Below are 21,508 nucleotides of genomic sequence, written 5' to 3' on the forward strand. Positions count from 1 at the left end.
CCCTACGCGGCCCCGTACCCGCCCGGGGCGCGTCCTGACGGACGCGGCCGGCCGGACGCGGGTCACCCGGGGTGACCCGCGGTTGAACCCGGTCAGTCCTGCGGGGGCGTGGGTTCGCTGCGGACCGTGCGGGACGGTGGGTCCGACGGGAAGGGGAACGCGGCCATCGGCTGGCGACGCGGCCTGAGCACCATCGGCCGCTTCTCGATGGGGCCACCCTCCTCGGCCGCCGGGGCAGGAGCGTCCCGCGTCTCCTCGCGCACCGCATCCCGGGGCGCCTCCCCCCGCGCGCCCCCCTCATCGCCGTGGTCCGCACGGTCCGGCGCCTGGACCGCCGACACCGCGCTGGTGGTCCCCGCCGCGTGGGCGGGCGCGATCTCGGCCTCGTCGCTCGTGGGGTCGCCCGGGATGATGTCGTGGGGGAAGCTGTCGTCGGCCTCCGCTGCCGGGGCGGTACCCGCCAGGCCAGCCGAGCTCGCGTCGGCTGAGCCCCGCGCGAGGTCCACCGGATGGCCGCCGCTGGCCGCGACCTCCACCGCCTCCTTGATCGGATTTCCCGCGCCGGGAGTGCGCCTCGGCAGCTCGCCCGTGTCCCGACCGTCGTGCCGGTCCGCGGAGGCCTGGTCTTCGCCGGACGCGCCGCCGGTGCCCTTGCTCCGTTCGGCGCGCAGGTCCTCCCGGCGCCTTTCGGCCTCCCTGGCCTCCTCGGCCCTGCGGATCTCCTCGATCGCCTGCGCCTTGTCCGCCCACTCGTCGTCCTCGGCAGCGGGCGTGGGGGGAACCAGCGGCTCGGCGACCAGCTCGGGCTCCGCGCCCAGTTCGGCCCCAGCGGCCGAACCGCTCGCGGTAGCCGGCCCAGCCTCAGCAACCGGTTTCGCCGGTTCGCCGGGCTCGGCGGGCTTTGCGGTTTCGGCCTGCGGCGGCTCATCGGCGGTTTCCGCCGGGGCATCGACCGGCCGCAGGACGTGGACACCGGCGACCGGCGTGACGGTCACGTCGTCCTCCATTCCGGCGTCGGAGGCGGAGTCCGTGACGACGTCGGGGCTCTTGTCGGCGCCCGGGCTGCTCGCGCTCGCCCCCGTGGCGCCATCGTCGCTCTTCCTTCGCCTGGCCTCGGCGCGGGGCCACAGCAGAGCGGGCTCACGCCGCCGCTCCCCCGTCCGGGGGGTCGCCCTGGGTCTGTCGTCCTCGCTCTCTTCCCCCTCGCCGTCGTCGGCGTTGGCCTCCTCCGGGCGCTCGCGCGTCACGGCCTGCTTCGGGAACGGGTTGGTGATCTTGACATCGGGCGGTTCGGCCTCCGCCTTCGCCGCTTCCGCCGGGGGCTGTCCCGCCGGCTCGGGCGGTGGCTCGGGCACGTTGCGCCGGGGCGTCGGGGCCGGGCGGTCGGCGGTCTCGCCGCGCAGGTGCGTGTAGACCCACATGAACACGCGGAACGCGACGAGGAGGGCGAGCCAGGGTGTCGCGGCGACCGCGACGACGACCACACCCGTGGGCACCCTGGCCTCGGTGGCGTTCAGTGCGCTGGCTCCGGCCGCCAGCAGGATCAGGGCGAGGATGAGCGCGTCCGCCCACAGGCGGCGCGGCCGGGGAGCCGCGCGCAGCAGGTAGCTGGCCCCGAAGGCCATCAGGAGCAGGAGGGTGAAGCCCCCCGGGTACAGGTGGGCGTACCGCGGCTCGATGCCCCCCTGAAGCGCGAACTGGTAGATGCCGTTGTACGAGAGGAGCACGGCGCACGCGGCGATCAGCAGTACCCCGACCCCCGTCAGGGCGATGGCGGGGAGCGGGGAGCCGGTGTCGGCCTGCTCGCGGGCGGGGCGCGTACCGGTGGTTTCGGAGGAGGGTTTAACGGCCATCGTGCGCAGAAGGGTAGTCCAGCAATCCCGGCCGACACGAGGTTCTGCCCGAAAGTGGCCGGATCCAGATCGGCGGGCCGTGCCGTCGGTAAAAGAAAACGGTCCAGTTCGTCGTGGATTATGCGGGGTCGGGTGACGGAAGGGTGACCGGGCGTGGGGAATGCCTCGGTTTCTTCGGACACGAAGACGGGAAATAAATCACGCCCAATTCCCGGTGATCGCTGAGTGGCCCCCGGCGCGTTCGCGGGGGGCGGACACAGCGGGGCGACCGGAGCCGGACACGTCAGGTGGACCGTAGTCACCACGATGCGACGAGGCGGCCCCGCCCGGCCCTGAAACAGCTACCCTTGGCACTGTGAGTTTGCGCTTCTATGACACCCGAGCCCGCGAGGTCCGCGATTTCACCCCCCTGCACGAGGGGTGTGTCTCGCTGTACCTGTGTGGCGCGACGGTGCAGGCGCCTCCGCACATCGGGCACGTGCGCTCCGGTGTGAACTTTGACATACTCCGGCGCTGGCTCCTCTACAAGGGCTACCGCGTCACGCTGTGCCGCAACGTCACCGACATCGACGACAAGATCATCAACGTCGCGCAGGCGGAGGGCGTGCCGTGGTGGGAGGTCAGCGAGCGCAACCAGCGGGCGTTCGACTGGTCCTACGACATCCTCGGCTGCCTGCCGCCCACCGTAGAGCCGCGCGCGACCGGGCACGTGCCGCAGATGATCGAGCTGATGCGTCGGCTGATCGACACCGGCCACGCGTACGCCGCCGACGACGGCTCCGGCGACGTCTACTTCGACGTGCGGTCGTTCCCCGAATACGGGGCACTGTCCAACCAGCGGCTCGACCAGATGCGCGGCGCCGCCGACACCGACACCGACACCGACCGCGACAAGCGCGACCCCCGCGACTTCGCACTGTGGAAGGGCGCGCGGCCAGGGGAACCGAGCTGGGCCACGCCGTGGGGCCGCGGGCGGCCGGGCTGGCACCTGGAGTGCTCGGCCATGGCCACCGAGTACCTCGGCGCGACGTTCGACATTCACGGCGGCGGACTGGACCTGGTCTTCCCGCACCACGAGAACGAGATCGCGCAGTCGCAGGCCGCCGGGGACGGGTTCGCCCGCTACTGGCTGCACAACGGCCTGCTGACCATGGGTGGCGAGAAGATGAGCAAGTCGCTCGGGAACTCGCTGCTGATCCCGGAGATGGTGCGCAAGGTGCGGCCGGTCGAACTGCGCTACTACCTCGGCCAGGCGCACTACCGCTCGGTCATCGACTACTCCGATGAGGCGCTGCGCGAGGCGGCCGCCGCCTACCAGCGGATCGAGGGGTTTCTGGCGCGGGCGACCGAGGTCGTCGGCCACATCGAACCGGCGCGGCGCGTCCCGGCGGAGTTCGAGGAGGTGCTCGACGACGACCTGGGCGTCTCCCAGGCGCTCGCCATCGTCCACGGGCACGTGCGCGAGGGCAACACGGCGCTGTCCGAGGGACGCAAGGAGCGCGTCGCCGAGCTCGGTGCCGAACTGCGCACGATGCTCGGGGTGCTGGGGCTGGACCCGCTCTCCGAACAGTGGGCGGGTGCTGAGGAGACGGGGCTGCGCGAGGTCGTCGACGCCCTGGTGACGGTGGCCCTGGAGCAGCGCCAGGCGGCGCGGAAGCGCAAGGACTACGCGGCGGCCGACGAGATCCGCGACCGGCTGAACGCGGCGGGGATCTCGGTCGAGGACACCCCGCACGGCCCGCGCTGGGAGCTGCGGCGCGGTTGACCAGGATCGGCTGGCCGAGCCAGTCGAGCCCATACGGCACCATGGCAGTAAGAAGCCATTCCGTACACCATCAGACCAACTGACGGGACCGTCCCAGGTTCCGGCATGCACGCGTGCGAAGAGACGCGAGGGGGAGGCGGCGTTCATGCCGGCGAAGAAGAGCAAGAAGGGCCCGACCAAGGGCAGCGGCGGCAAGAACCGTCGCTCGCTTGAGGGCAAGAAGACCACCCTGCCCGCTGAGCAGCGGCACTGGTACGGCGCCAAGAAGCAGCGCGCGGCCAAGAAGCCGGGCGCGCCGTCGGCGGCCCGGGGCCAGGCCGGTGCCGGCACCGAGACCCACGGTCGCACGTACCGCGACAGCGCGGGCGGCGGCGACCTCCTGGTCGGCCGCAACCCCGTCGTCGAGGCGCTGCGGGCCGGGGTGCCGGCCACCAAGCTGGTCATGCTCAACAGCCTGGACTCCGACGACCGCGTCACCGAGGCGGCGCGGCTGGCCGGTGACGCGGGTGTGGAGATCCTGGAGGTGACCCGCGCCGAGCTGGAACGCCGCTGCGAGAGCAACGGGCAGCCGGGCGCTGCGCACCAGGGCATCGCGCTCCAGGTGCGGCCGTACAAGTACTGGCACCACAGCGACCTCCTGAACGCCGCGCTGGACGCGGAGGAGCCCGCTTTGGTCGTCGCGCTGGACAGCGTGACCGACCCCCACAACCTCGGCGCGATCGCCCGCTCGGCCGCCGCCTTCGGCGCCCACGGCCTCCTCATCCCGGAGCGCCGGGCGGCCGGTGTGACCATGACGGCCTGGAAGACCTCCGCGGGCACTCTCGCCCGGCTCCCGGTCGCGCAGGCGACCAACCTCACGCGTGCGCTGGAGGAGTACAAGAAGGCGGGCCTGTTCGTGGTCGGCCTCGACGCGGGGGGCGACACCCGCCTCGACCACCTCGACCTGGCCACCGGCCCGATCGTGGTCGTCGTCGGTTCGGAGGGCAAGGGCCTCTCGCGCCTCGTCCGCGAGACGTGCGACGCCGTGGCCAGCATCCCCATCAGCGGCGCCGAATCGCTCAACGCGTCGGTGGCGGCAGGCGTCTCCCTCTACGAGGTCGCTCGCCGCCGGACGTCCGGGGAGTAGCCAGAAACCGGTACTATTCGACTGGGTGTCCGAGGCACCGGCCGACGTAGCTCAATTGGCAGAGCAATCGCCTTGTAAGCGATAGGTTAGGGGTTCAAGTCCCCTCGTCGGCTCTTCTCTCCGACGTATATGCAGGTGAGAGCTTCGAAGTAGCCGCCTGCCCGGACATATCCGGGCGGGCGGCTACAGATTTAGTACACATTCACTCAGGCGGCGGCCCTCTGCTTCGGGCCGCCGGACCCCACCCCCTCCGCGGGGCCGGGCGACCGTTCTCGGGGCGGGTCAGCGCCGTTCGGATTCGATCCGGTCCAAGTGGGCTTGGACTTGCGCGATGTAGGGGTAGGCGCGTTTGGTGTTGGCGGCGTGATCGGTCAGGATGAACCGCCACCCGTGGTCGGTGCGGTGCCAGGTGAGCGTGCAGCCGAGGCCCTCGGCCTTGTGGCGGACCTCGGTAAAGACGTCGCCGAGGTGGCCTGGCGGGAGCTGGGGGAAGATCATCGCGACCTCATCGTGTCGGGGTGGTCGGCGGCATAGGTGCGCTCGGTGGTGAGCACGACGAGGTTCTCGGCGGTAGCCCCGCACACTGATTGGCGCTCTCGCTGGATGGTGGCGGCGGCGACCAGCTCCGCGAGATGAGCCGGGTCGCCGCCATCACCGCTGGTCTGGGAGATCACCTCGCGGACGTGATAGCAGTAGGCCCCAGCTGGTTCGTGGACCAGGGCCACGGTGAAGGTATTGCGCCGTCGCTTGAGCGCGGCGCAGGGGGTCATCTTCTCGCGGTAGGTGCACCGGTGGCGCCTGGCGCCGCAGATTGCCTCGGCTTGGTAGGTGATGTGGTCCCAGCTCTCGTCAGCGATGGTGACCGGCGCACCGTGGAAGCGGGCCCAGTCCTCCAGCTCGCTGCGGTTGGCGACCGACCAGGTCTTCACGGTGTTCATCGGACCACCTCGGAGCAGAAGCGCCGGAACGCCGCGTTCTGCGCGGCGCGGCGGTGTTCCAGGGCGAAGAGGTAGGGACGGACGCGTTGAGAGCGCCGTCGCTCACGTAAGGTGTGCATCGTCAACAGAGCTCCTGAATCTGTTGGCCATAGCCCCGGGAGTCCTGGTTGGCGCCGACTCGCCGGGGTCTTTTCTGTTGGGGCCCCGTCCCATGGGTGCGTTGGGGGGACTCATCCGACGGGAACCTCGCGTAGATCCATGGTCGCCGATCACACCTATATTTGCAATCGTCATTTTCAAATAGATGCGACGATCTCAGTTGTCGATCATGTATCTAGTTGGGTGGTGCGTGAAATGTCTGATTCGCCATGGCGGAACATAGGATCGGCCCCATACCCAGGGGATGCCGGGAGGAAGGCGAGTGACGTGATCAGCAGCCCCACGCTCAGACGCCGACGGCTCTCGCGGCGCCTGCGCGAGCTGCGCGACCGTAAGGGCTGGACCGCCAAGCAGGTTGCTAACGAGGCGAAGAAGCGCTCAGGTCGTCCCCGCGGGTGGTCGGACAGCAAGGTCATTCGCCTGGAGCGCGGTGAGTGGAAGCGCCTTCGTGTCGATGACGTCCGCGTTCTCCTGGACATCTACGACGTGACCGACCCCGAAGAGATCGCGGCTTGCGAGCACCTGGCCAAGGAGGCCAACCAGAAAGGCTGGTGGGCCACCTTTGACGATGTGCTCGGCTCCGGGCAGTTCGTCGGTCTGGAAGCCGAGGCGTCGCGGATCCGCACGTACCAGCCTGCTGCCGTACCAGGGCTGCTGCAAACCGAAGACTACGTTCGCGCGGTCATCCGAAGTGATGCCGTCGATGGCGAAACAGAAGTCGAGAGGCGCGTGGCGGCCCGGATGCTCCGCCAACAGTTGCTGACCCGAAGCACGCCTCCCGCTTATCACGCCGTCATCGACGAGGGTGCTCTCCTTAGGGTCACCTCTCAGCTTCGAGGTCAGCTCCAGCATCTGCTTGATATGGGCATGCGGGATAATCTGGACATACAGGTGCTTCCGATTGATCGAGGGCCACACGCGGCGATGACCGGACAGTTCGTCGTTATGGACTTTCCGCCCCCTGACCCGCCGATCGTGTATCTGGAGACGCTGTCCGAGGAGATCTACTTGGAGAAGGACGCAGACATTCAGCGTTACCAGCAGATCTACGACTTCGTGCGAACGGAAGCGCTTCCTGTGGACGAATCACGAAAGCTTATCCAGAACCTGCTCATCTCCCGCAACCAGGACGCCACCAATGCGTGAACCCCACATGGTCTTCCGCAAGTCGAGCTACAGCGGCGCGAGAACTCAAGACTGCGTCGAGGTGGCCGACTTGCCTCAAGGGGCTGCTGTCCGTGATGCACAGAACCGTGAACTCGGCCATCTGACCTTCGGTATTGCCGAGTGGCGCGCCTTTCTCACCGATGTGACGGCTGGTCGCCTCTGACTTCCGGGCGTAGGCGGGGCTCCCGTCATCGGCAGGGGCCGCGCCCACCTTCTGCCAGTTTTCTGAGGCTCCGGCTCGGCCTGGCCTAGGTCCTACCTGTACGACCAGCCAGACCAACGCCTTACCCTCACCAGAATCATCGGACCGTCCGGCGGATGGTCGCGGTACTGCGGGTACCGATCGATCAGGCGGTCCCGCGCTGTCATCCAGGTGGCCCCGGAATGCTCGATACGGGCGGAACCGTCGGCGCGCGCCCACCATAGCTCCCGCCAGTCGTCGCTGTACTCATCCACAATCAGCGAAACACGAGGATTGGCCTCGATGTTGGCCAGGCGTCGCATCTTCCGGCCGGATTTCGGCTTGTGGTCGATGGCGATCGCGATCGTGTCGTCGACGACCGCGAACGTCACCGGCACGATGTGCGGCTGGCCATCCTGATCGGCGGTGGCGAGCCTCGCCACTCTGCCCGACGCGAAACGGTCGCGGGCATGCTCGCCGGTCCAACGTGTCATACCTCAGAGAACTACCCGACGTAAGGCACGGCACCCCCGTCTCCGGAGGCACGGCGGCCTTCGGCTCCATGAACCCCACTCGTGGGCACGCGGGGTCCCCCGTTACGCGGCCGTCGCCTGATGGGCCGAGGCACCACACCAGCGCGTTGCGGGTTGGCTGTTATCTCCGCCCTAAGCCGCTCGCCCCCTCGTTCGAGGGGACGTAGTGGACGCGTCGCTGCTCATAGGGGGTAGCCGCACAGGGTGCACTTGCTCGTCCCCGGATCGTTCCACGCGGTGCACCTCGGGCAGAAGTCGAGGCGGGGGTTGTTATCCCCCACCTCGATCTTGGTGTCCCGGATGATCTGGTTGAGGTGCCACGGGTCGGCGAACCCGACCTCACGCGGAAGGCACCCGGTGACATGGATACTCGCGACGCCGTCCTTGATGATCACTGCCTGGACCTGCGGGGGATGCGTGTTGTACATGGTGGCCACTCCTAACGCCGTCAGCGGCCCGTGTGTGAGCGGTGTCATCAGAATGACACGGAGTCATGGCGTACGTAGCCACTTCGCGTGGACTCACTTGATAACAGTTCATAACTCGTGCAGATACATAACGTTACAGACGCGAACACGTCAGCCTTTCCTGAGTCGAGCAATCGAACCGTCGGTGCTGCCATCGCATGTCGCGCACGAATCTGACCGGAGCGGGCCGCTGTGGCCCGCTGTCACACCTCACGCCGTCTCTGTCGTCACGAGGGGATAGGAAGGATCCCGACGATCCGCCCCGGGCCCCGACGCCACAGGACGGCTCGGTTCGGTGATGCAGAAGAAGAGGACACCGCACATGGAGTTCCACCAGCCCGGACGCCCCGAGGACCTGCCGTCGCCGCACGTGCTCTGGTCGCATGGCGCGGCACTGGCCGCGTTGGGCGTGGGGATCCGCGACGACTGGGCTACCTACGCCGTGGAGGACGGCGTGCTTCACTACGACGACGGTGGCGGTAATGAGTGGCGATTGGTTTGGGTCGAGGGAGGAAGAGCCGTCCTCATCGGGTGCGATCACGAGTGCAGTGATACCTACGACTGGTACCCGAACCCGATCGATTTTTTCGCCGACAGCCCGGACTGGATGCCTCGGGAGTGGTTGGCAGACTACGAGGACCGCGAACCGATCGGCTTCGTCTACTGGTGGGATGGAGAATCGTGGAACAGGGTGGACTACCCGGAGGACGTCGACGATGACGGGCTCGGTGTGATCGTTTCGCAGATCTCGTCGCCCGAGGGCGCCGTCGACGAGATTCGCGAGTCTCTCGAATACGCCCACTGGAAGGAGCACACCAGCAGGGTGATCGACGAGCGGAAGGCAGAGTCCAGCGGTCGCGAGCTGCTTCGTCGTGCCATGGAGAGGACGGTCGACGCCGAAGCGCTGTCGTCGGTGCTCGGCCTGGTTGCGGGAGATCGGCCGGGCGTACCGGCCGCGTTGGAGGTCGCTTGGCGTGCGGGACTGACGCCGGGGACCGAACGACCCCGACTCCCCGCCGGTCACGGCCATACCGCGGACGCTGGCTGCTCGATGGCCAGCGCGCGGTAGGACGTGGCACCGATGTTGGGCGAGGTGCGACTCGGGGCCCTCGACCGCCGGGTCGAGGGCCCCGAGCGCCTCGTCGCTCCACCTCATCGGGGCGGGGAGTAGGCGAGGCCGGCGCTGGACTGAGCCGGTGGGAGGTGACGGAATCGAAGCCACAGCCTGCTTGTGGCGGATCATGTGGTGACCGGACCTCTATCCCGCTTCTCACCCCCGTGGGACAGCGGAGACGCCCCGTCCCATGGGAGGACATCCACAGCCCAGTGCCTGGCCCAGAGCGGCGCTGCTTCGCGGGCAGGTCGCTGTGCCGACCTCAGATTTCCTGGCGTAGGACGCGGCCGTACTCGTCGACCGAGAGGGTGATGGTCTTGTTCTTCTGCGTGGAAATAATCCAAACGATGAGCCAAACCCATGCCCAAATGGTGCACGTCACCAGTGTGAGTACCAAGTGAAGCATATGATTAACCGGCTTTCCAAATCGGATCACCGCCTGGAAGTCGTCACGCGACTCGACGGCTCCGCCCTTTAAAACCTCGTTCTGGATGGCCTGGCCAAGACGCATCTTCCGCTCGTCGCGGTCCAGGCGCTGGCTATTGCTGTCGTGCACGAACTCTCCCCGGTGTATTGGGTGTGTTAGATCATCGCGGAAACAGTATTCCGTCGTTAGGACGGATAGATTCTAGCCACCTTCGCGCCGTGGTCCTGCGGTGATCGAATTAACAATGTGGGTTGAGTCCTACCGGGGACGACCGGTTCCGCAGTGTCCATGAGGGGTCGCTTCTGGCCCACCGCTGCGAAGACGCGACCTTCGCCGAGCTGGCGGCTCGCCGTTGGCATGACCATTACACGGCGTTACGTGTGCGAGCTCACTGACCTGCTCGCCGAGCTCTCGCCCTCGGCGGGACGCGCTGCGGTGGGCCCAGCGGGCCGAATGCGGCTAAGCGGGATGACAAAACCTCAGCGCGTGGACTTGATTAGCTGGGAGTGCTTGGTTGCGAGAAAGCCGAGGACGAACGACGTTACCGCGATCGCCAGTGTCAATGCGGCGGCGATCTCGATGAAATTCGCGAGGGTCGCATCACCGCTTCCCTTCGTGGCGCCGTAGCCGCGAACAAAAGTGCCGAAGCCCAAAAACAGCGCGCCGGCACTCGCCAGGACTCCCAGGATGAACATGAGGATCCGAGCGTTGGTCACCGACCTGGGCGGTCTGGGATTGGCCGGTGGCTGCCCGTCGGGAGCGCCGTAGGGCGCTACTGGATAGCTCGGGTGTTGATCGGTTCCTCGACGGTGCCCAGCGGCAAAAGTGATGTGGACCATCGCCTGCTTCTACTCAACACTCGCTGTGCTGAGCATCACCTCATTTGTCGGGTCCGCTGCAGCAAAGGGGGCCGACGGCAATAATGTCCGGGCTTTTGTCGTTCCGCCGCCGTGTGCAGCGCAGACAGGAAGCTCGTGCCCGGCCCGCGTCGGGGCACTATCACATGGTCCTGGGCCAGTCAGCCGGTTCGCGCGCCTCGCCCGCTAACAGTTCACGACTCGGTGGGATACATAACGCTACAGTCGCGTTCTCGTGAGTCGGCCGTGAGCGGCACCATCGAACCGACGGTGGCTCGGGTCAGGCAGCGGCGCAGACTCCTGCGGTCGCGTCTACCGCCATTGCCCGGCCAGTGTCCGTTATTGAGGGTTTATGCATGACAGGTGGGACGAATAACCAACGCGGGCCCTCCGTCGCTCGGCCACGTGACAAAGGCACGAGGCCGCGGATGTCTCCGCAGCCTCGTGCGAGGGGTGGCCAGCCCGGATCACGGGGGCAGGGGACGCGGGCCGGCCAACCCGGTTTGTTGGTGGTCAGTCGGCAGGGGTGAAGAGCTCCAGCTGCATTCCCCAGGGGGCGCGGAAGTAGATCCACCGGACACCCTTAAGCGGGTGAGTTGCGTCGGTGACCTCCTGGATCTCACCTTGGACGGTCACACCAGGGATGGTACGGATGCGTTCGAGTACGGGCTCGATGGCGTCAGGGACCTGAAGGGCGAAGTGGTGCCCGCCCCAGTCGCTGTTGGCCGGAATATTTCGGCGCTGATGGGGGACCTCGTACTCGAAGAACTCGACCTGCATTGTCCCCAACGCCATGGATGCGATCTTCATCCTGGCCTTGGAGTCCACGCCCAGCTGGCGTTCCATCCAGCCGTCCTCGTCGGACTGGGATCCTGCCGGCTCGAACCGGTGGAGAAGCCGCGCGTCGAACGCCCGGGTGAAAAACGTGATCGCTTCTTCGAGGTCGGGCACCGTAAACCCTACGTGGTGCGCGGTGAGGGCTGAGGCCTGAGCCTGCTGAGTGGAGCACATGGCGGTTCGCTTTCCGGTCTCTCTGGCACTCATCCGTTCGACAAGTGCCGCGCCGCCTTAACGGCAAGAGCGACACTGGTGAGCGTCGGGTTGCATGCGGTGGCCGTTGGGATCACGTTGTTGCCTCCGAGGTAGAGGTTGTCGATCCCCCATACGCGGGAGTTGCAGTCGACGACGCTGTCCTCCGGGCTGTTGCCCATGCGCGTGGCGCCGGCGATGTGCTGAGACAGCCCCAGCGGCATGAAGCGTGGCTCGGCGCCCGGAAGAAAGCCGCCGATGGACATGGCGGCTCGGAGCATGTCGGACATCATCGCGTGGTGCTGGGCACGGTCAGACGCCGAGAGAGTGAAGTCGAATGTGGGCTGGGGGAGCCCGAACTTGTCGCGGTGCTGATCGGAAAAGGTGACGCGGTTATCGGCCCTGGGCTCAACCATGCCGTGCCAACGCAGATCGACCACGAGTCGGCGGTCCACATTGGGTATCCGGTCGCCGTACTGGAACGCGTCCCGGTGGATCATGCAGTGCCATGGCCGGGAAGCCGAGAGGGGGATCCACACGTTAGGTTCAAGGTCATCCTCGGGGATAGGTTGCTTGACCAGTTCCGGCAGCAACACCACCTGGCAGAAGGCCAAGGGGTGGTCGGTCAGGTAGCGACCGAGGGCGCTGGGACGGATGCAGGAGGCCCACATGAGCTGTGCGGTGGCCACCCCGCCCCCGGCGACGACGAAGCTGTCAGCCTCGATCCGCAGTGATTCGCCCGTGAGTAAATCCTGCGCCTCTGCGTACGAAACGCGACTCCCGGCCGAGTCGGTCGCCAGACGCGTGCACAGGTGTTGGGACAAGACCCTGAAACGGTCGCTGCGGCCCGGTGCTGCGAGGGGGCCGAGGATGGTATCGACGCCGGTCCATTCCACCAGGCCGGTTGAGGCGGCTCGGCGCTGCGCCGCGAGCGGTAGTGACTGGACGTCGTATGGCGCTTCAAGTTCCTTGTACTCCTCGCGAAGCGCGTCGAGTACGAGCTGGTGGGCGATCGAATCGTCGAATTCCGTCGTACTGACCCGCAGTATCCTCTCAGCCTCTGTGTAGAGGCGGTCCCATTCGGAAGGGGTGAGCAGCGGGGAGCGCTCCACGACAGGGTGCTGACGGGGGGACGTCCCGGTCCAGTGAGTCGCCATTCCGCCCACCGCGTGGGTGATGCCTGCTTCAGGAAGGTTGCGGGACGGATCCTGCTCAGGGTTGGTGCCGTTCACGGACGGCGCGGAGTTCTCTGCTGAGGCGGCGTCGCCTGTCGTGTCACCCCCTGGCGTCGACGCCACCGAAACGGGGTTCAACTGGCCGCGGACAATATGAGAGAAGAGAGTCTTATTGCGCTGATAGAGCGCTGCGTTTTTCAGATTCTCACCGTATTTTGGTGAATGCTGGGCGCCCGCCTCCAGTATGACGCCATTTTTCCCAGATTCTTCGAGTAGTCGGGCAAAAGTTGCGCCGGCCGGGCCCGATCCAATGATGCAGACATCGGCTTTTTCGCATAAACTGCGTATCATTACATTCCTTTTTCATTCATCGGTATGGATTAAGCTGTCAAAACTTCCTGGAAAAGGCTTTGGAGTCTCATCCCGGGGCCGATGCCCAGCTGCTCAGTAAAGATTTCGCGCGCAGCATTGAAGGCCGAGACGGCCTCGGCGCTTCGACCGTCCCGCATGAGCGCGGTCATCAGCAGGCACCAGGCGTTCTCCCGCAGGGGGTATGAAGCCAACAGCCGCCGCAGCAGCATGACGGCCTGTGCGGATGCTCCTTGCTCGATTCGGATCTCCCACAGGCGTTCGAGGACATCCAGGTGCCACTCTCGTAACAGGCGACGCCGGTCATCGTAATCAGTGCCTAGTGGCACGTCTTCAAGGAGGTCACCATTCCATAGTTCGACGGCGCGAGTGAGATGCCACTCTTCGAGTGTGGTTTCCCCCTTTGAACGTGCGATTTGAGCACTCTGGCATGCTTCCTTATACAGTCTTAAGTCGATCTTCACTTCCGAGGAATCGATTTGGTACGAGCTTCTCTTCGTCGTGATTATTTTTTCTGACCCGCACTGAACGTCGCAGAGAATCCGGCGCAGCCGAGCCATGTGGATGTGCACGGCCGTGCGTGCGTTGCGTGGGGGTTTCTCTTCGGACCACAGTGCGGTCATAACAGCGTCCAAGGATACGGAGTGGGGCGCCTCGACCAATAGGAGGCCCATCAAGGAACGTTGCTTTCCAGCTCGAATGGAAACGGGACGATCGTCGATGGTGAAGGAAAAAGATCCGAGTAGTTTAGCCTCGTATTTCGTATGCATGCTGAATCCCCCCGTGCAGCAAGTGATAGGAACCTCGGGCGGCCGGACATAAGGTGCCGGCCGCCACTGAGTTCAACGACAGGCCCAGGCCATCCCCTGACGCACCAAGCGCGTTGCGGCTGGGTTTTTCAGATCCTTGAGGTAGTGCCCGACGGAGCAGTAGAAGACGCGCCCAGTCCCCCATCGGCGAGTCCATGCGACGGGCATGCGGTGCCCTTCGATCCACGGAAGGTGCTTACCCGAGAAGACCGTCTCGGCGAGCACATGATTGGTCGGATCAACGTGCATGTAGTACTGCTCCGACGCCACGGAGAAGCTATCGACGCCCTGGGTGACCTGGTGCGAGGGATCGGTGATGGTCACGTCATATGGAACTTCGACACCTTCGCCGCCCGGATGGGACACACAGGACCCACCCACCAGATGGTTGTAGCGGAGGCTGGCTCTGAAAGAAGCCGCCATGCCGTGCCAGCCGGCTACGCCCGTACCGTGCTCTACCGCGTGCAGGAGGCTGTCTTCCTGCCGAGTGGTGAGATTCTCTGTCGTGTGTGCTTGAGTCCATCCGATAACGATGAGGTCATAGCACGTGAGGTCGTCTTCGAGTAGGTAGGGATCGTTGATGGGGTCAACTTGGATTCCTAGGTCATCGAGCTGAGCGTGGGCCCATTCGGCGACCTCGTAGGGGCGGTGCCCCGGCCAGCCTCCGTACAGAAACAACGCGCGCGGCATCTTCTACCTTTCTTGAGGAATTAGCTGTGACGAAGAGGGACCTTATGTCAGTCCACTCATTACTTCTGCAAGGCTCCTTCGCTTCGGCCGGTGTGTTCCAGAGAAGATCCTGCGGTTGTTTTGACCACAGCTTTGTTGCCGTGTCGGTCTAGCAGCCCCGAGTAAATAGCAACGAACAGCCCGATCACGACGAACACCGCCGCCAGAGGACCGAGCATCGCGTACCCGAGCCCACCGGCGATGGCCCAGCCACCAATGGCCGCGCCGCTGGAGTTGGCGATGTTGAATGCCGTGATGTTCATTGAGCTGGCGAGGGACGGTGCGTCGGAGGCCTTGGACACGACGCGCATCTGCAAGGGGGCTGTGAGGCCGAAGGAGGCAGCACCGAACAATGGCATCGTGATGGCCAGGGCGATCTTGCTGTGGCTGATGAAGACCATGGCCACGAGGATCACGATGAGCACGGCCATCAGCGTGTAGATGGTGGGCATGAGGCGCTTGTCAGCGGCCTTTCCGGAGAGCAGGTTTCCGACGAAGACACCGATTCCGAACAGCATGAGCAGCCAGCTGACCGCACCCTCGCTGTAGTGAGTGACCGTCGTCGCCAGTGGGGTGATGTAGGTGTAGACAATGAACAGGCTGCTGTTGGCCAGAACGGCGAGGAGCAGCGCGAGTAGCACCTGACGTCGACGCAGCACACCGAGTTCCGCGCGAAGGCTCGTGGGCTCAGAGCCGGCCCTCGACGGGATCATGGCCAAGCAGCCGATGAGGGCGAGTACTCCGATCCCGGCCACCGCCCAGAAAGTGACGCGCCAGCCGTAGGACTGGCCGATGAAGGTGCCGAACGGGACACCAATGACGTTGGCGACGGTGTGGCCGGCCATCACGAGGGCAATGGCGCTGGCTTTCTTGTTCGCGGGGACGAGGTCGGCCGCGACGACCGCGGCGATGCCGAAGAACGCACCGTGGGAGAAGGCGGTGATGATCCGAGCCGCAATCAGGACGTCGTAGCCGGGCGACACCGCGGAGACGATGTTTCCTACGAGGAAGATCAGCGTCAGGATTGACAGGGTGGTCTTCCGGGGGAGTCGTCCCAGCAGCGCGGTCAACAGCGGCGCACCGACCGCGACCCCGACTGCGTAGGCGGTGACCAGCAGTCCCGCGCTCGGGATAGAGACGCCCAGATCGGTGGCGACGTCGGGCAGCAATCCCATGATGACGAATTCTGCGATGCCCATGCCGAAGGCGATCAGGGCCAAGGCGAGCAGTGCCAAAGGCATGACGAGGAGTCACTTTCTGTCGCATGGCGGATGGTTGGGTGGCTGCGCAGCCGCTGGATGAACGTAGCAAAATTCAGCATCGACAAACAACCCGATAAGATGACCTGCTAGGATTCAGTGATATGGAAAATAAGGAGAAGGGGGGCGGCCGTGTTCAGTCGGTCGCCCGTGCGTTCGCCCTGCTGGAGGCGGTAGGGCGGACTCCGGAGGGGATCCGGCTGAGCGATGCCGCAGCTGAGGTGGGTCTTAGCCCCAGTACCGCGCACAACCTGATGGCCACGCTGGAATCGCTGGGGTATGTAGCCCAACCCGCCAGTGGCGGTGCCTATGTGCTGACCGCGCGGCTGGGTGAGGTCGCCCGCAGCGGCACCGCTGGAGACGAGGGATTGCGTGACCGATATCGGCCGGTCATAGAGAAACTTGCTGCCGAGTCCCGAGAGACCTGCTATCTCGCCGTTCCAGGTGTCTATGACTACCTGTACCTGGACGGAATCGACTCTCCGCACCCGTTCAAGCTGACGGCACCGGTGGGCGGACGCGACCTGATGCTGGGTTCTGCCATCGGCCATGTCTTGCTCGCGTTCCGCCCAGAGGCGGCGGGCCGCGTCGCAGCGCGCGACCCCGAGGGGTGGGACCGCTGGCGCTCCAAGGTTGAGCTCGCCCGTAAACAGGGCTACGCCCTCGATCTGGAGGAGGCGGTGTCCGGTCTGTGCTGCCTCGCCGTCCCGGTGCGTGAAGGCGAGAGTGTTCCTGCGGCTATAGGCATCGCCGGCCCCACCTCACGGCTTTCTGAGGAGCGTATGCACGAACTCGCTGGTCTCGTACGCGACGCACTAATCATTCGATAACGGACGAAAGCATGGAGAAGGGGTGGCGAAAGTCGTCCCCGCAATAGTTGTCACGGTCAAATTCCTACGGCTCCGGGCCCTTCCTGCCGGCGTCGTAGGACTCCTACAAATGCGGAGGAGCGCCCGTGAGCAACTCACACGAACCCACCGAGCCTTCGGTTCCCTCCAGGCTGGGCGTAGGGCCGATGTCGAAGAACGCCGTCGACGCAGCGATTCGCGTGGCCTATCGACGTCGGCGTCGCCTGATGCTGATCCCCAGCCGCCGCCAGGTAGAGGCCGCGGAGCAGGGTGGCGGGTACGTAGAGGGGTGGACCACCGAGTCGTTCTCCGAATATGTGCGCTCGCACGACCCCGACAACCTGATCCTGCTCTGCCGCGACCACGGTGGCCCCTACCAGAATCCGGGGGAGAAGCAGCAGCGGTACGCGCTCGGCGAGGCCATGAAGTCAGCGGCTCAGTCCTACGAGGTAGACATCCGCCAGGGCTTCGATCTCCTGCACGTCGATACTTCCGTCGACCTTGAGGGCATTGCGGCGGTCGAGGTGGCGATCGACCGAGCTGTCGACCTGTATGGCCGGGTGGTGGAGCTCGCGCACTCTCTTGGCAGAAACACGCTGTTCGAAATCGGCTTCGAGGACCAGGGCGGCGACACCAACGATCCCGCCGAGTTCGCGGAGCAGGTGGGGACAGTGCTGGAACGGTTGAAGGCTGCCAGGCTTCCCAAGCCCACCTTCATCGTGGCGCAGACCGCGACCAAGGTTATGGAGACCCGCAACGTCGGCGGGCTGACACTCGCTCCTTTCGCCGTCGCCACGACAGTCCACGAACTGGCTCGGGTCACACGTCGGCACGGTGTCGCCCTTAAGGCCCACAATTGCGACTACCTCGACAGGGACCAGCTGGGCTACCTGAACGCGGCGGGTGTCGACGCACTGAACGTGGCCCCTGAATTCGGTGTCGCCGAGACGCGTGCCTTCCTCCGCATGCTGGAGGAACTGAACCTCCCCGTGCAGCGCGAGCGCTTCCTTGAGGCCGCGTACGACAGCGGCTCATGGAAGAAGTGGATGCACCCGCAGACTACAGCCACTGACACCGATCGGGCCGTGATCGCCGGGCACTACATCTTCGCTACTGAGACCTTCCAAGCTCTCAAGGAGACCGCTCGGCATGCCGCACGCCAGCGCGGCATCGACCTCGACGCACGGCTGCGTATCGCTGTCGAGCACGCCATCGACCACTACGCCGAGGCACTTCCCGAGCGACTTCCCGCAACGGAGGCCGAGCCATCCATGGCCCTCTAAGCACCTGCCAACGACGAGCGAGGAGGAAACCATGGAGATTCCGCACGAGGCCGACTCAAGCCCCGAAGACGTAAGTGCGATCGAGGCCGAACTGCTGTCCCAGCTTGCCGGAGAACTGAACGGAACTCTGGGCGAAGAACTCACGGAGGGAGGTTCCCCCGCGTGCTTGGCCCGTGTCGACAGAGCGGATGGCACGCCTCAGGTGCTCAAGCTCCTCGTCGATATCCCCGGAGCGGTCGACGGACACGACCTGGGCTCTTTCCGGACGAAGATCCGGCAGATTGAGAAGATCCGCGCCGACGTTCCCGCGCTGCACGACGTCTATACCGATCTGTCCCACGAGTTTCACGGTGACAACTGGGCCGCCTATTCGATGCCCTACTACCCCAGCCGCGACATCGCGGCGCCACTGCGGGAGGGTGAGGACACCAATAAGCGCTACACGCCCCAGCTGCGGAACGTATTGGCGGACCTCATCGGGCACGGCTACCTGCGCAGCAGCGAGGCAACCGAACCGGGACACATCGCCGAAGTCCATGCCGATCGGCTGATCCGCCGCTTCTGGCTACTGCAGAAGTACCTTCCCAGTGAACTCACCGACGCCGGCGTGATCGTGATCAACGGGCGAGCCTGCCGGAATCCGCTGCAGCTTGCCCAGACGATCGTCGACAAGCCGTCCCTGACGGAGGGGATCGATCCCCAATGGCTCTACTACCCGGTGCACGGTGACCTCAACACCCGCAACATACTGGTTACGGATGATGAGCGACTCAGCATGGGCGAGGGCGGATACCGCATCATCGACCCCCGTGGCACGGTCGGACACTGGGACCCTGCCTACGACCTGTCCAAGATTCTCTTCAGCTTCACCGTTTGGGACGCAGGCCTGCGCAAAGGTTTCGTCCTGGGCCAGAGCAGCGGAGAGTGGCAGGTCGCTATCGACGGGGGTACTTATCCCTCCTATCGCACCGCGTACTGGGAGCTGCTGGGGCTTCTTCGTGACCTGCCGACCTTCCAGCAGCTAACGGAGAACGATTCGGGATGGGAGAGCCGCTATCTTCTCGGCCACGCCTTCCACCTGCTGGGGGAAGCAGCCTGCCGCCTGTCCGACATCAAGAAGCGAACTGGCGAAGACTCCGAGGAACAGCTGGACCCCGTTGATCTCGCGACCGGTCACTACCTGTACGGAGTCCTCTTCCTTGAGGATGCCGTACGGCAGCTGGAGTCTCATGGTCGAGTCGACCACGACTCCGCACTGTCCCTGATGGACTGACCGCCGACAACGCAGCGCCGGGCCTGACCGTCACGTACGGACGTTCAGGCCCGGCTGCTGAGGAAGGCTGTGGACACGATGCGCCTGTACCTGGTGCGGCACGGCGAGAACCCGGCCAACGTTTACCACATACTTTCGTGCCGCAAGGCGGATTTCCGTCTCACCTTTCGTGGCAGACGACAAGCCCATGCCCTTGGCGAGCAGCTGCGGCCACACCTGCCGGGAGACACCGCATGGTGGTCGTCGCTGCTCCGCCGCGCGCGCCACACTGCCGAACTCCTCGCTCCGCCCGCCACGACCGTGCGTCCCCTAGAAAACCTGCGAGAACTCGATGCCGGGTTTTTGGACGGATCGGGCCGCACCGACCATCGCCGAGCCTATGAAGCCGTTATCACCGCCTGGAGGGCGGGCGACGACACCGCCCGTTTTCCCGGCGGAGAAAGCCTCGCTGAAGCCACCGCCCGTCTGGCGGACGCACTTCGAGTAGTCGCCGGATTCGACCCCGGCGGGAGCGCCGTCGTCGTCGGTCATGGCGGCCTGTTCACCGAAGGACTCCGTGCCTTGCTCAGTGTGGACGATAGAGAACGGTTCAAGGATTGCCATCAGCCCCGATGGCTCAACTGTGAAGCCGCCGAGTTGACGGCCGGTGTCGCACCAGATGGTCACCTGGAATTGAGTTGGGGTGCTTGGCACAGCCCCTGGCTTGCTCGACGACACAACGGACTGGGACACACCATCCCCGACCCGAAGGGTGAAAGCCTTGCCCGATAGCGCCTCCCGGGACCTGATGAGCACGGCCGAGGGCGTGCTATTCGACCTGGACGGGGTCCTGGTGGACTCCTCCGCCGTCATCGATCGGGTCTGGTACGACTGGGCCGCACGACACGGACTCCTCTGGCGCGAGGTCCGACCACTCCTTCCTGGCCGACCCGCGGCCGAAACGGTCCGAATGCTTGCCCCCCATCTGGACGCGGCGGAAGAGGGAGCCAGGCTTGAACGCCTCCAGTCCTCTGACTTGGAAGGTGTCAGGCCCGCTGATGGAGCGGTCGAGCTGACCGAAGCGCTTACCCATGCGGGGACCCCCTGGGCGATCGTCACCTCTGGTAGCCGTCCCACTGCCACATCTCGCCTCAGAGCGGTGGGGATTCCCATCCCCAAGGTGTTGATCACGGCCGATGACGTGAGACGGGGCAAGCCCGACCCCGAGGGTTACCGAACCGCCGCAGAACGTCTCGGGCTGCGGCCCGAGGCGTGTGTGGTCATGGAGGACGCGGAAGTGGGTGTGCGGGCCGGGCACGCGGTCGGCGCCCGCATCATCGGAATTGACGGCCCAGGTCTGGGCGCCGCAGTTTCCCTGGTAACCCGCTTGCTCACTTCCCCCCGCGACCTTCTGCCCCTTGCCCGTGTCTGACTCTCGCTCGGTCCTTGTCCCTTCCGGCGCCTCTGTCACCAGCGGGCATGAGAAAGGCCCGGATAGGCCGCCCCGGCGTATCGGCCGATGCCTGCTCGGCGATGTAGGAGAGGACCCTCGAATGTGAAGTTCTACCACCCCGGCCGACCCGGAGGATTTACCGTCGCCACGGCTGCTCTGGGCCCATGGCGGCGTGCTCGCCGCTCTCGGCGCGGGGATTCGGGACGCTTGGGCCATCTACACGACCGAGTGGGTTCTCCACTACGACGACGGTGGCGGCAACGAGCGGTGGATGGCCTGGGTCGAGGGAGGCCGGGCCGTCCTCGTCGGATGCGATCACGAGTGCAGTTACACCTACGACTGGCACCCCCCGCCCGATCGACTTCCTTGCGGGCGGCCCGGACTGGCTTCCATAGAAATGGCCCAACGACCACGATGAGGTGAGGTAGGGGGCCGTTGGCGAGGAGCCGGGTGGGCGGAGTGGGCGCCCTTCGGCTCAGATCCAGCCGTTCTCGGATGCGATGCGGATGGCGTCGGTGCAATTGCGCGCGCTGAGTTTGGTGGTACACGCTCGCAGGTAGTTCCGAACGGTGCCCACCGCGAGCGCAAGGTCGGCCGCGATCGACTCGGGAGGCTCGCCGGCCGCGGCGAGCCGGAGGATCTCGGCCTCCCGAGAGGTCAGCGGGCTGGCGTGCTGGTTCAGGGCATTGGTGACGGTGTTCGGACAGAACACCTT

At 65.6% G+C, this 21,508-nt stretch carries 24 protein-coding genes and 1 tRNA gene; 11 read left to right on the top strand and 14 right to left on the bottom strand.

The window, feature by feature from the left end; all coding sequences use genetic code 11:
• Positions 1–92: 92 nt before the first annotated feature.
• Complete coding sequence (locus ABD259_RS02265) at positions 93–1,853, bottom strand: DUF2637 domain-containing protein (RefSeq protein WP_344159828.1); 1,761 nt, start codon at positions 1,851–1,853, stop codon at positions 93–95.
• Between the two features lie 355 nt (positions 1,854–2,208).
• Here ABD259_RS02265 and cysS point away from each other — a divergent pair, with 355 nt between their 5' ends.
• The 3 genes from cysS to ABD259_RS02280 all read left to right on the top strand — a co-directional run bounded on the left by cysS (position 2,209) and on the right by ABD259_RS02280 (position 4,857).
• Positions 2,209–3,618, top strand: coding sequence for a cysteine--tRNA ligase (cysS, locus tag ABD259_RS02270; protein ID WP_344159830.1), 1,410 nt, complete (start codon positions 2,209–2,211; stop codon positions 3,616–3,618).
• Positions 3,619–3,763: 145 nt separating this feature from the next.
• Positions 3,764–4,744 carry a 23S rRNA (guanosine(2251)-2'-O)-methyltransferase RlmB gene (rlmB, locus tag ABD259_RS02275; RefSeq protein WP_344099521.1) on the top strand — a complete coding sequence of 327 codons (981 nt, stop codon included), beginning with the start codon at positions 3,764–3,766 and terminating at the stop codon, positions 4,742–4,744.
• Positions 4,745–4,784: 40 nt separating this feature from the next.
• Positions 4,785–4,857, top strand: a tRNA-Thr gene (locus ABD259_RS02280).
• Between the two features lie 169 nt (positions 4,858–5,026).
• Here ABD259_RS02280 and ABD259_RS02285 read toward each other — a convergent pair.
• Genes ABD259_RS02285 through ABD259_RS02295 form a run of 3 tightly spaced genes read right to left on the bottom strand, consistent with a single transcriptional unit; the run spans position 5,027 to position 5,807 of the window.
• Entirely contained in the window at positions 5,027–5,242 is a 216-nt protein-coding gene (locus ABD259_RS02285) for a hypothetical protein (RefSeq protein ID WP_344099519.1), read from the bottom strand.
• The gene (locus ABD259_RS02290; protein ID WP_344159832.1) at positions 5,239–5,682 is read right to left on the bottom strand and encodes a hypothetical protein; all 444 of its coding nucleotides are present in this window, start codon (positions 5,680–5,682) and stop codon (positions 5,239–5,241) included. The genes ABD259_RS02285 and ABD259_RS02290 overlap by 4 nt, the downstream gene beginning before the upstream one ends.
• Positions 5,679–5,807: a hypothetical protein gene (locus tag ABD259_RS02295; RefSeq protein ID WP_344099701.1), complete on the bottom strand. Its 129-nt coding sequence runs from the start codon at positions 5,805–5,807 to the stop codon at positions 5,679–5,681. The genes ABD259_RS02290 and ABD259_RS02295 overlap by 4 nt, the downstream gene beginning before the upstream one ends.
• Before the next feature lie 301 nt (positions 5,808–6,108).
• On the opposite strand from ABD259_RS02295, the gene ABD259_RS02300 reads away from it, so the two are divergent.
• Both ABD259_RS02300 and ABD259_RS02305 read left to right on the top strand, forming a co-directional pair.
• A complete protein-coding gene (locus ABD259_RS02300) occupies positions 6,109–6,987 on the top strand; it encodes a helix-turn-helix domain-containing protein (RefSeq protein ID WP_344159835.1) in 879 nt (292 codons plus the stop codon).
• Positions 6,980–7,171, top strand: a complete 192-nt coding sequence (locus ABD259_RS02305; protein WP_344159838.1) for a DUF397 domain-containing protein — start codon at positions 6,980–6,982, stop codon at positions 7,169–7,171. Before ABD259_RS02300 ends, ABD259_RS02305 begins: the two co-directional genes overlap by 8 nt.
• Positions 7,172–7,263: 92 nt before the next feature.
• Here the strand turns inward: ABD259_RS02305 and ABD259_RS02310 are convergent, their stop codons facing one another.
• Entirely contained in the window at positions 7,264–7,683 is a 420-nt protein-coding gene (locus ABD259_RS02310; protein WP_344159841.1) for a TIGR03668 family PPOX class F420-dependent oxidoreductase, read from the bottom strand.
• A gap of 221 nt (positions 7,684–7,904) precedes the next feature.
• Positions 7,905–8,150, bottom strand: coding sequence for a hypothetical protein (locus ABD259_RS02315; RefSeq protein WP_344159844.1), 246 nt, complete (start codon positions 8,148–8,150; stop codon positions 7,905–7,907).
• 361 nt (positions 8,151–8,511) lie between these two features.
• Between ABD259_RS02315 and ABD259_RS02320 the strand changes: the two genes are divergently transcribed.
• On the top strand, positions 8,512–9,258 hold the full coding sequence (locus ABD259_RS02320) for a hypothetical protein (RefSeq protein ID WP_344159847.1): 747 nt from the start codon (positions 8,512–8,514) through the stop codon (positions 9,256–9,258).
• A 307-nt stretch (positions 9,259–9,565) separates the two neighbouring features.
• Here ABD259_RS02320 and ABD259_RS02325 read toward each other — a convergent pair whose 3' ends face one another.
• The 7 genes from ABD259_RS02325 to ABD259_RS02355 form a co-directional block, all read right to left on the bottom strand.
• Entirely contained in the window at positions 9,566–9,859 is a 294-nt protein-coding gene (locus ABD259_RS02325; RefSeq protein WP_344099507.1) for a hypothetical protein, read from the bottom strand.
• A 350-nt stretch (positions 9,860–10,209) separates the two neighbouring features.
• Positions 10,210–10,425, bottom strand: coding sequence for a hypothetical protein (locus ABD259_RS02330; RefSeq protein WP_344159850.1), 216 nt, complete (start codon positions 10,423–10,425; stop codon positions 10,210–10,212).
• Between the two features lie 675 nt (positions 10,426–11,100).
• Complete coding sequence (locus ABD259_RS02335) at positions 11,101–11,631, bottom strand: VOC family protein (RefSeq protein WP_344159852.1); 531 nt, start codon at positions 11,629–11,631, stop codon at positions 11,101–11,103.
• Positions 11,628–13,142, bottom strand: coding sequence for a GMC oxidoreductase (locus tag ABD259_RS02340; protein WP_344159854.1), 1,515 nt, complete (start codon positions 13,140–13,142; stop codon positions 11,628–11,630). Before ABD259_RS02340 ends, ABD259_RS02335 begins: the two co-directional genes overlap by 4 nt.
• A 29-nt stretch (positions 13,143–13,171) precedes the next feature.
• The gene (locus tag ABD259_RS02345; protein ID WP_344159857.1) at positions 13,172–13,930 is read right to left on the bottom strand and encodes an AfsR/SARP family transcriptional regulator; all 759 of its coding nucleotides are present in this window, start codon (positions 13,928–13,930) and stop codon (positions 13,172–13,174) included.
• A 72-nt stretch (positions 13,931–14,002) separates the two neighbouring features.
• Positions 14,003–14,659, bottom strand: coding sequence for a ThuA domain-containing protein (locus tag ABD259_RS02350; RefSeq protein WP_344159860.1), 657 nt, complete (start codon positions 14,657–14,659; stop codon positions 14,003–14,005).
• A 59-nt stretch (positions 14,660–14,718) separates the two neighbouring features.
• Positions 14,719–15,939, bottom strand: coding sequence for an MFS transporter (locus ABD259_RS02355; protein WP_344159863.1), 1,221 nt, complete (start codon positions 15,937–15,939; stop codon positions 14,719–14,721).
• Positions 15,940–16,061: 122 nt separating this feature from the next.
• On the opposite strand from ABD259_RS02355, the gene ABD259_RS02360 reads away from it, so the two are divergent.
• The 5 genes from ABD259_RS02360 (at position 16,062) to ABD259_RS02380 (ending at position 20,772) form a co-directional block, all read left to right on the top strand.
• Entirely contained in the window at positions 16,062–16,787 is a 726-nt protein-coding gene (locus ABD259_RS02360; RefSeq protein ID WP_344159866.1) for an IclR family transcriptional regulator, read from the top strand.
• Positions 16,788–16,912: 125 nt separating this feature from the next.
• Positions 16,913–18,088, top strand: a complete 1,176-nt coding sequence (locus ABD259_RS02365) for a hypothetical protein (protein WP_344159869.1) — start codon at positions 16,913–16,915, stop codon at positions 18,086–18,088.
• Between the two features lie 31 nt (positions 18,089–18,119).
• Positions 18,120–19,361, top strand: a complete 1,242-nt coding sequence (locus ABD259_RS02370; protein ID WP_344159872.1) for a protein kinase family protein — start codon at positions 18,120–18,122, stop codon at positions 19,359–19,361.
• Between the two features lie 78 nt (positions 19,362–19,439).
• On the top strand, positions 19,440–20,132 hold the full coding sequence (locus tag ABD259_RS02375) for a histidine phosphatase family protein (protein WP_344160177.1): 693 nt from the start codon (positions 19,440–19,442) through the stop codon (positions 20,130–20,132).
• Entirely contained in the window at positions 20,122–20,772 is a 651-nt protein-coding gene (locus tag ABD259_RS02380) for an HAD-IA family hydrolase (RefSeq protein WP_344159875.1), read from the top strand. Before ABD259_RS02375 ends, ABD259_RS02380 begins: the two co-directional genes overlap by 11 nt.
• A 496-nt stretch (positions 20,773–21,268) precedes the next feature.
• Here ABD259_RS02380 and ABD259_RS02385 read toward each other — a convergent pair whose 3' ends face one another.
• Positions 21,269–21,505 (bottom strand): response regulator transcription factor, encoded by a 237-nt coding sequence (locus tag ABD259_RS02385; protein WP_344159878.1) that lies wholly within the window; start codon positions 21,503–21,505, stop codon positions 21,269–21,271.
• Positions 21,506–21,508: the final 3 nt, after the last annotated feature.

It is taken from the genome of Nocardiopsis rhodophaea (assembly GCF_039530945.1).
GTDB lineage: Bacteria > Actinomycetota > Actinomycetes > Streptosporangiales > Streptosporangiaceae > Nocardiopsis_C > Nocardiopsis_C rhodophaea.

What these genes read in the sequence shown, in the direction of transcription:
- ABD259_RS02310 (WP_344159841.1), bottom strand. Translation starts at nt 7,683, where the DNA reads ATGACACGTTGGACCGGCGAGCATGCCCGCGACCGTTTCGCGTCGGGC.
- ABD259_RS02375 (WP_344160177.1), top strand. Translation starts at nt 19,440, where the DNA reads ATGCGCCTGTACCTGGTGCGGCACGGCGAGAACCCGGCCAACGTTTAC.
- rlmB (WP_344099521.1), top strand. Translation starts at nt 3,764, where the DNA reads ATGCCGGCGAAGAAGAGCAAGAAGGGCCCGACCAAGGGCAGCGGCGGC.
- ABD259_RS02315 (WP_344159844.1), bottom strand. Translation starts at nt 8,150, where the DNA reads ATGTACAACACGCATCCCCCGCAGGTCCAGGCAGTGATCATCAAGGAC.
- ABD259_RS02320 (WP_344159847.1), top strand. Translation starts at nt 8,512, where the DNA reads ATGGAGTTCCACCAGCCCGGACGCCCCGAGGACCTGCCGTCGCCGCAC.
- ABD259_RS02360 (WP_344159866.1), top strand. Translation starts at nt 16,062, where the DNA reads ATGGAAAATAAGGAGAAGGGGGGCGGCCGTGTTCAGTCGGTCGCCCGT.
- ABD259_RS02370 (WP_344159872.1), top strand. Translation starts at nt 18,120, where the DNA reads ATGGAGATTCCGCACGAGGCCGACTCAAGCCCCGAAGACGTAAGTGCG.
- ABD259_RS02290 (WP_344159832.1), bottom strand. Translation starts at nt 5,682, where the DNA reads ATGAACACCGTGAAGACCTGGTCGGTCGCCAACCGCAGCGAGCTGGAG.
- ABD259_RS02350 (WP_344159860.1), bottom strand. Translation starts at nt 14,659, where the DNA reads ATGCCGCGCGCGTTGTTTCTGTACGGAGGCTGGCCGGGGCACCGCCCC.
- ABD259_RS02330 (WP_344159850.1), bottom strand. Translation starts at nt 10,425, where the DNA reads ATGTTCATCCTGGGAGTCCTGGCGAGTGCCGGCGCGCTGTTTTTGGGC.
- ABD259_RS02355 (WP_344159863.1), bottom strand. Translation starts at nt 15,939, where the DNA reads ATGCCTTTGGCACTGCTCGCCTTGGCCCTGATCGCCTTCGGCATGGGC.
- ABD259_RS02335 (WP_344159852.1), bottom strand. Translation starts at nt 11,631, where the DNA reads ATGAGTGCCAGAGAGACCGGAAAGCGAACCGCCATGTGCTCCACTCAG.
- ABD259_RS02265 (WP_344159828.1), bottom strand. Translation starts at nt 1,853, where the DNA reads ATGGCCGTTAAACCCTCCTCCGAAACCACCGGTACGCGCCCCGCCCGC.
- ABD259_RS02345 (WP_344159857.1), bottom strand. Translation starts at nt 13,930, where the DNA reads ATGCATACGAAATACGAGGCTAAACTACTCGGATCTTTTTCCTTCACC.
- ABD259_RS02285 (WP_344099519.1), bottom strand. Translation starts at nt 5,242, where the DNA reads ATGATCTTCCCCCAGCTCCCGCCAGGCCACCTCGGCGACGTCTTTACC.
- ABD259_RS02340 (WP_344159854.1), bottom strand. Translation starts at nt 13,142, where the DNA reads ATGATACGCAGTTTATGCGAAAAAGCCGATGTCTGCATCATTGGATCG.
- ABD259_RS02305 (WP_344159838.1), top strand. Translation starts at nt 6,980, where the DNA reads ATGCGTGAACCCCACATGGTCTTCCGCAAGTCGAGCTACAGCGGCGCG.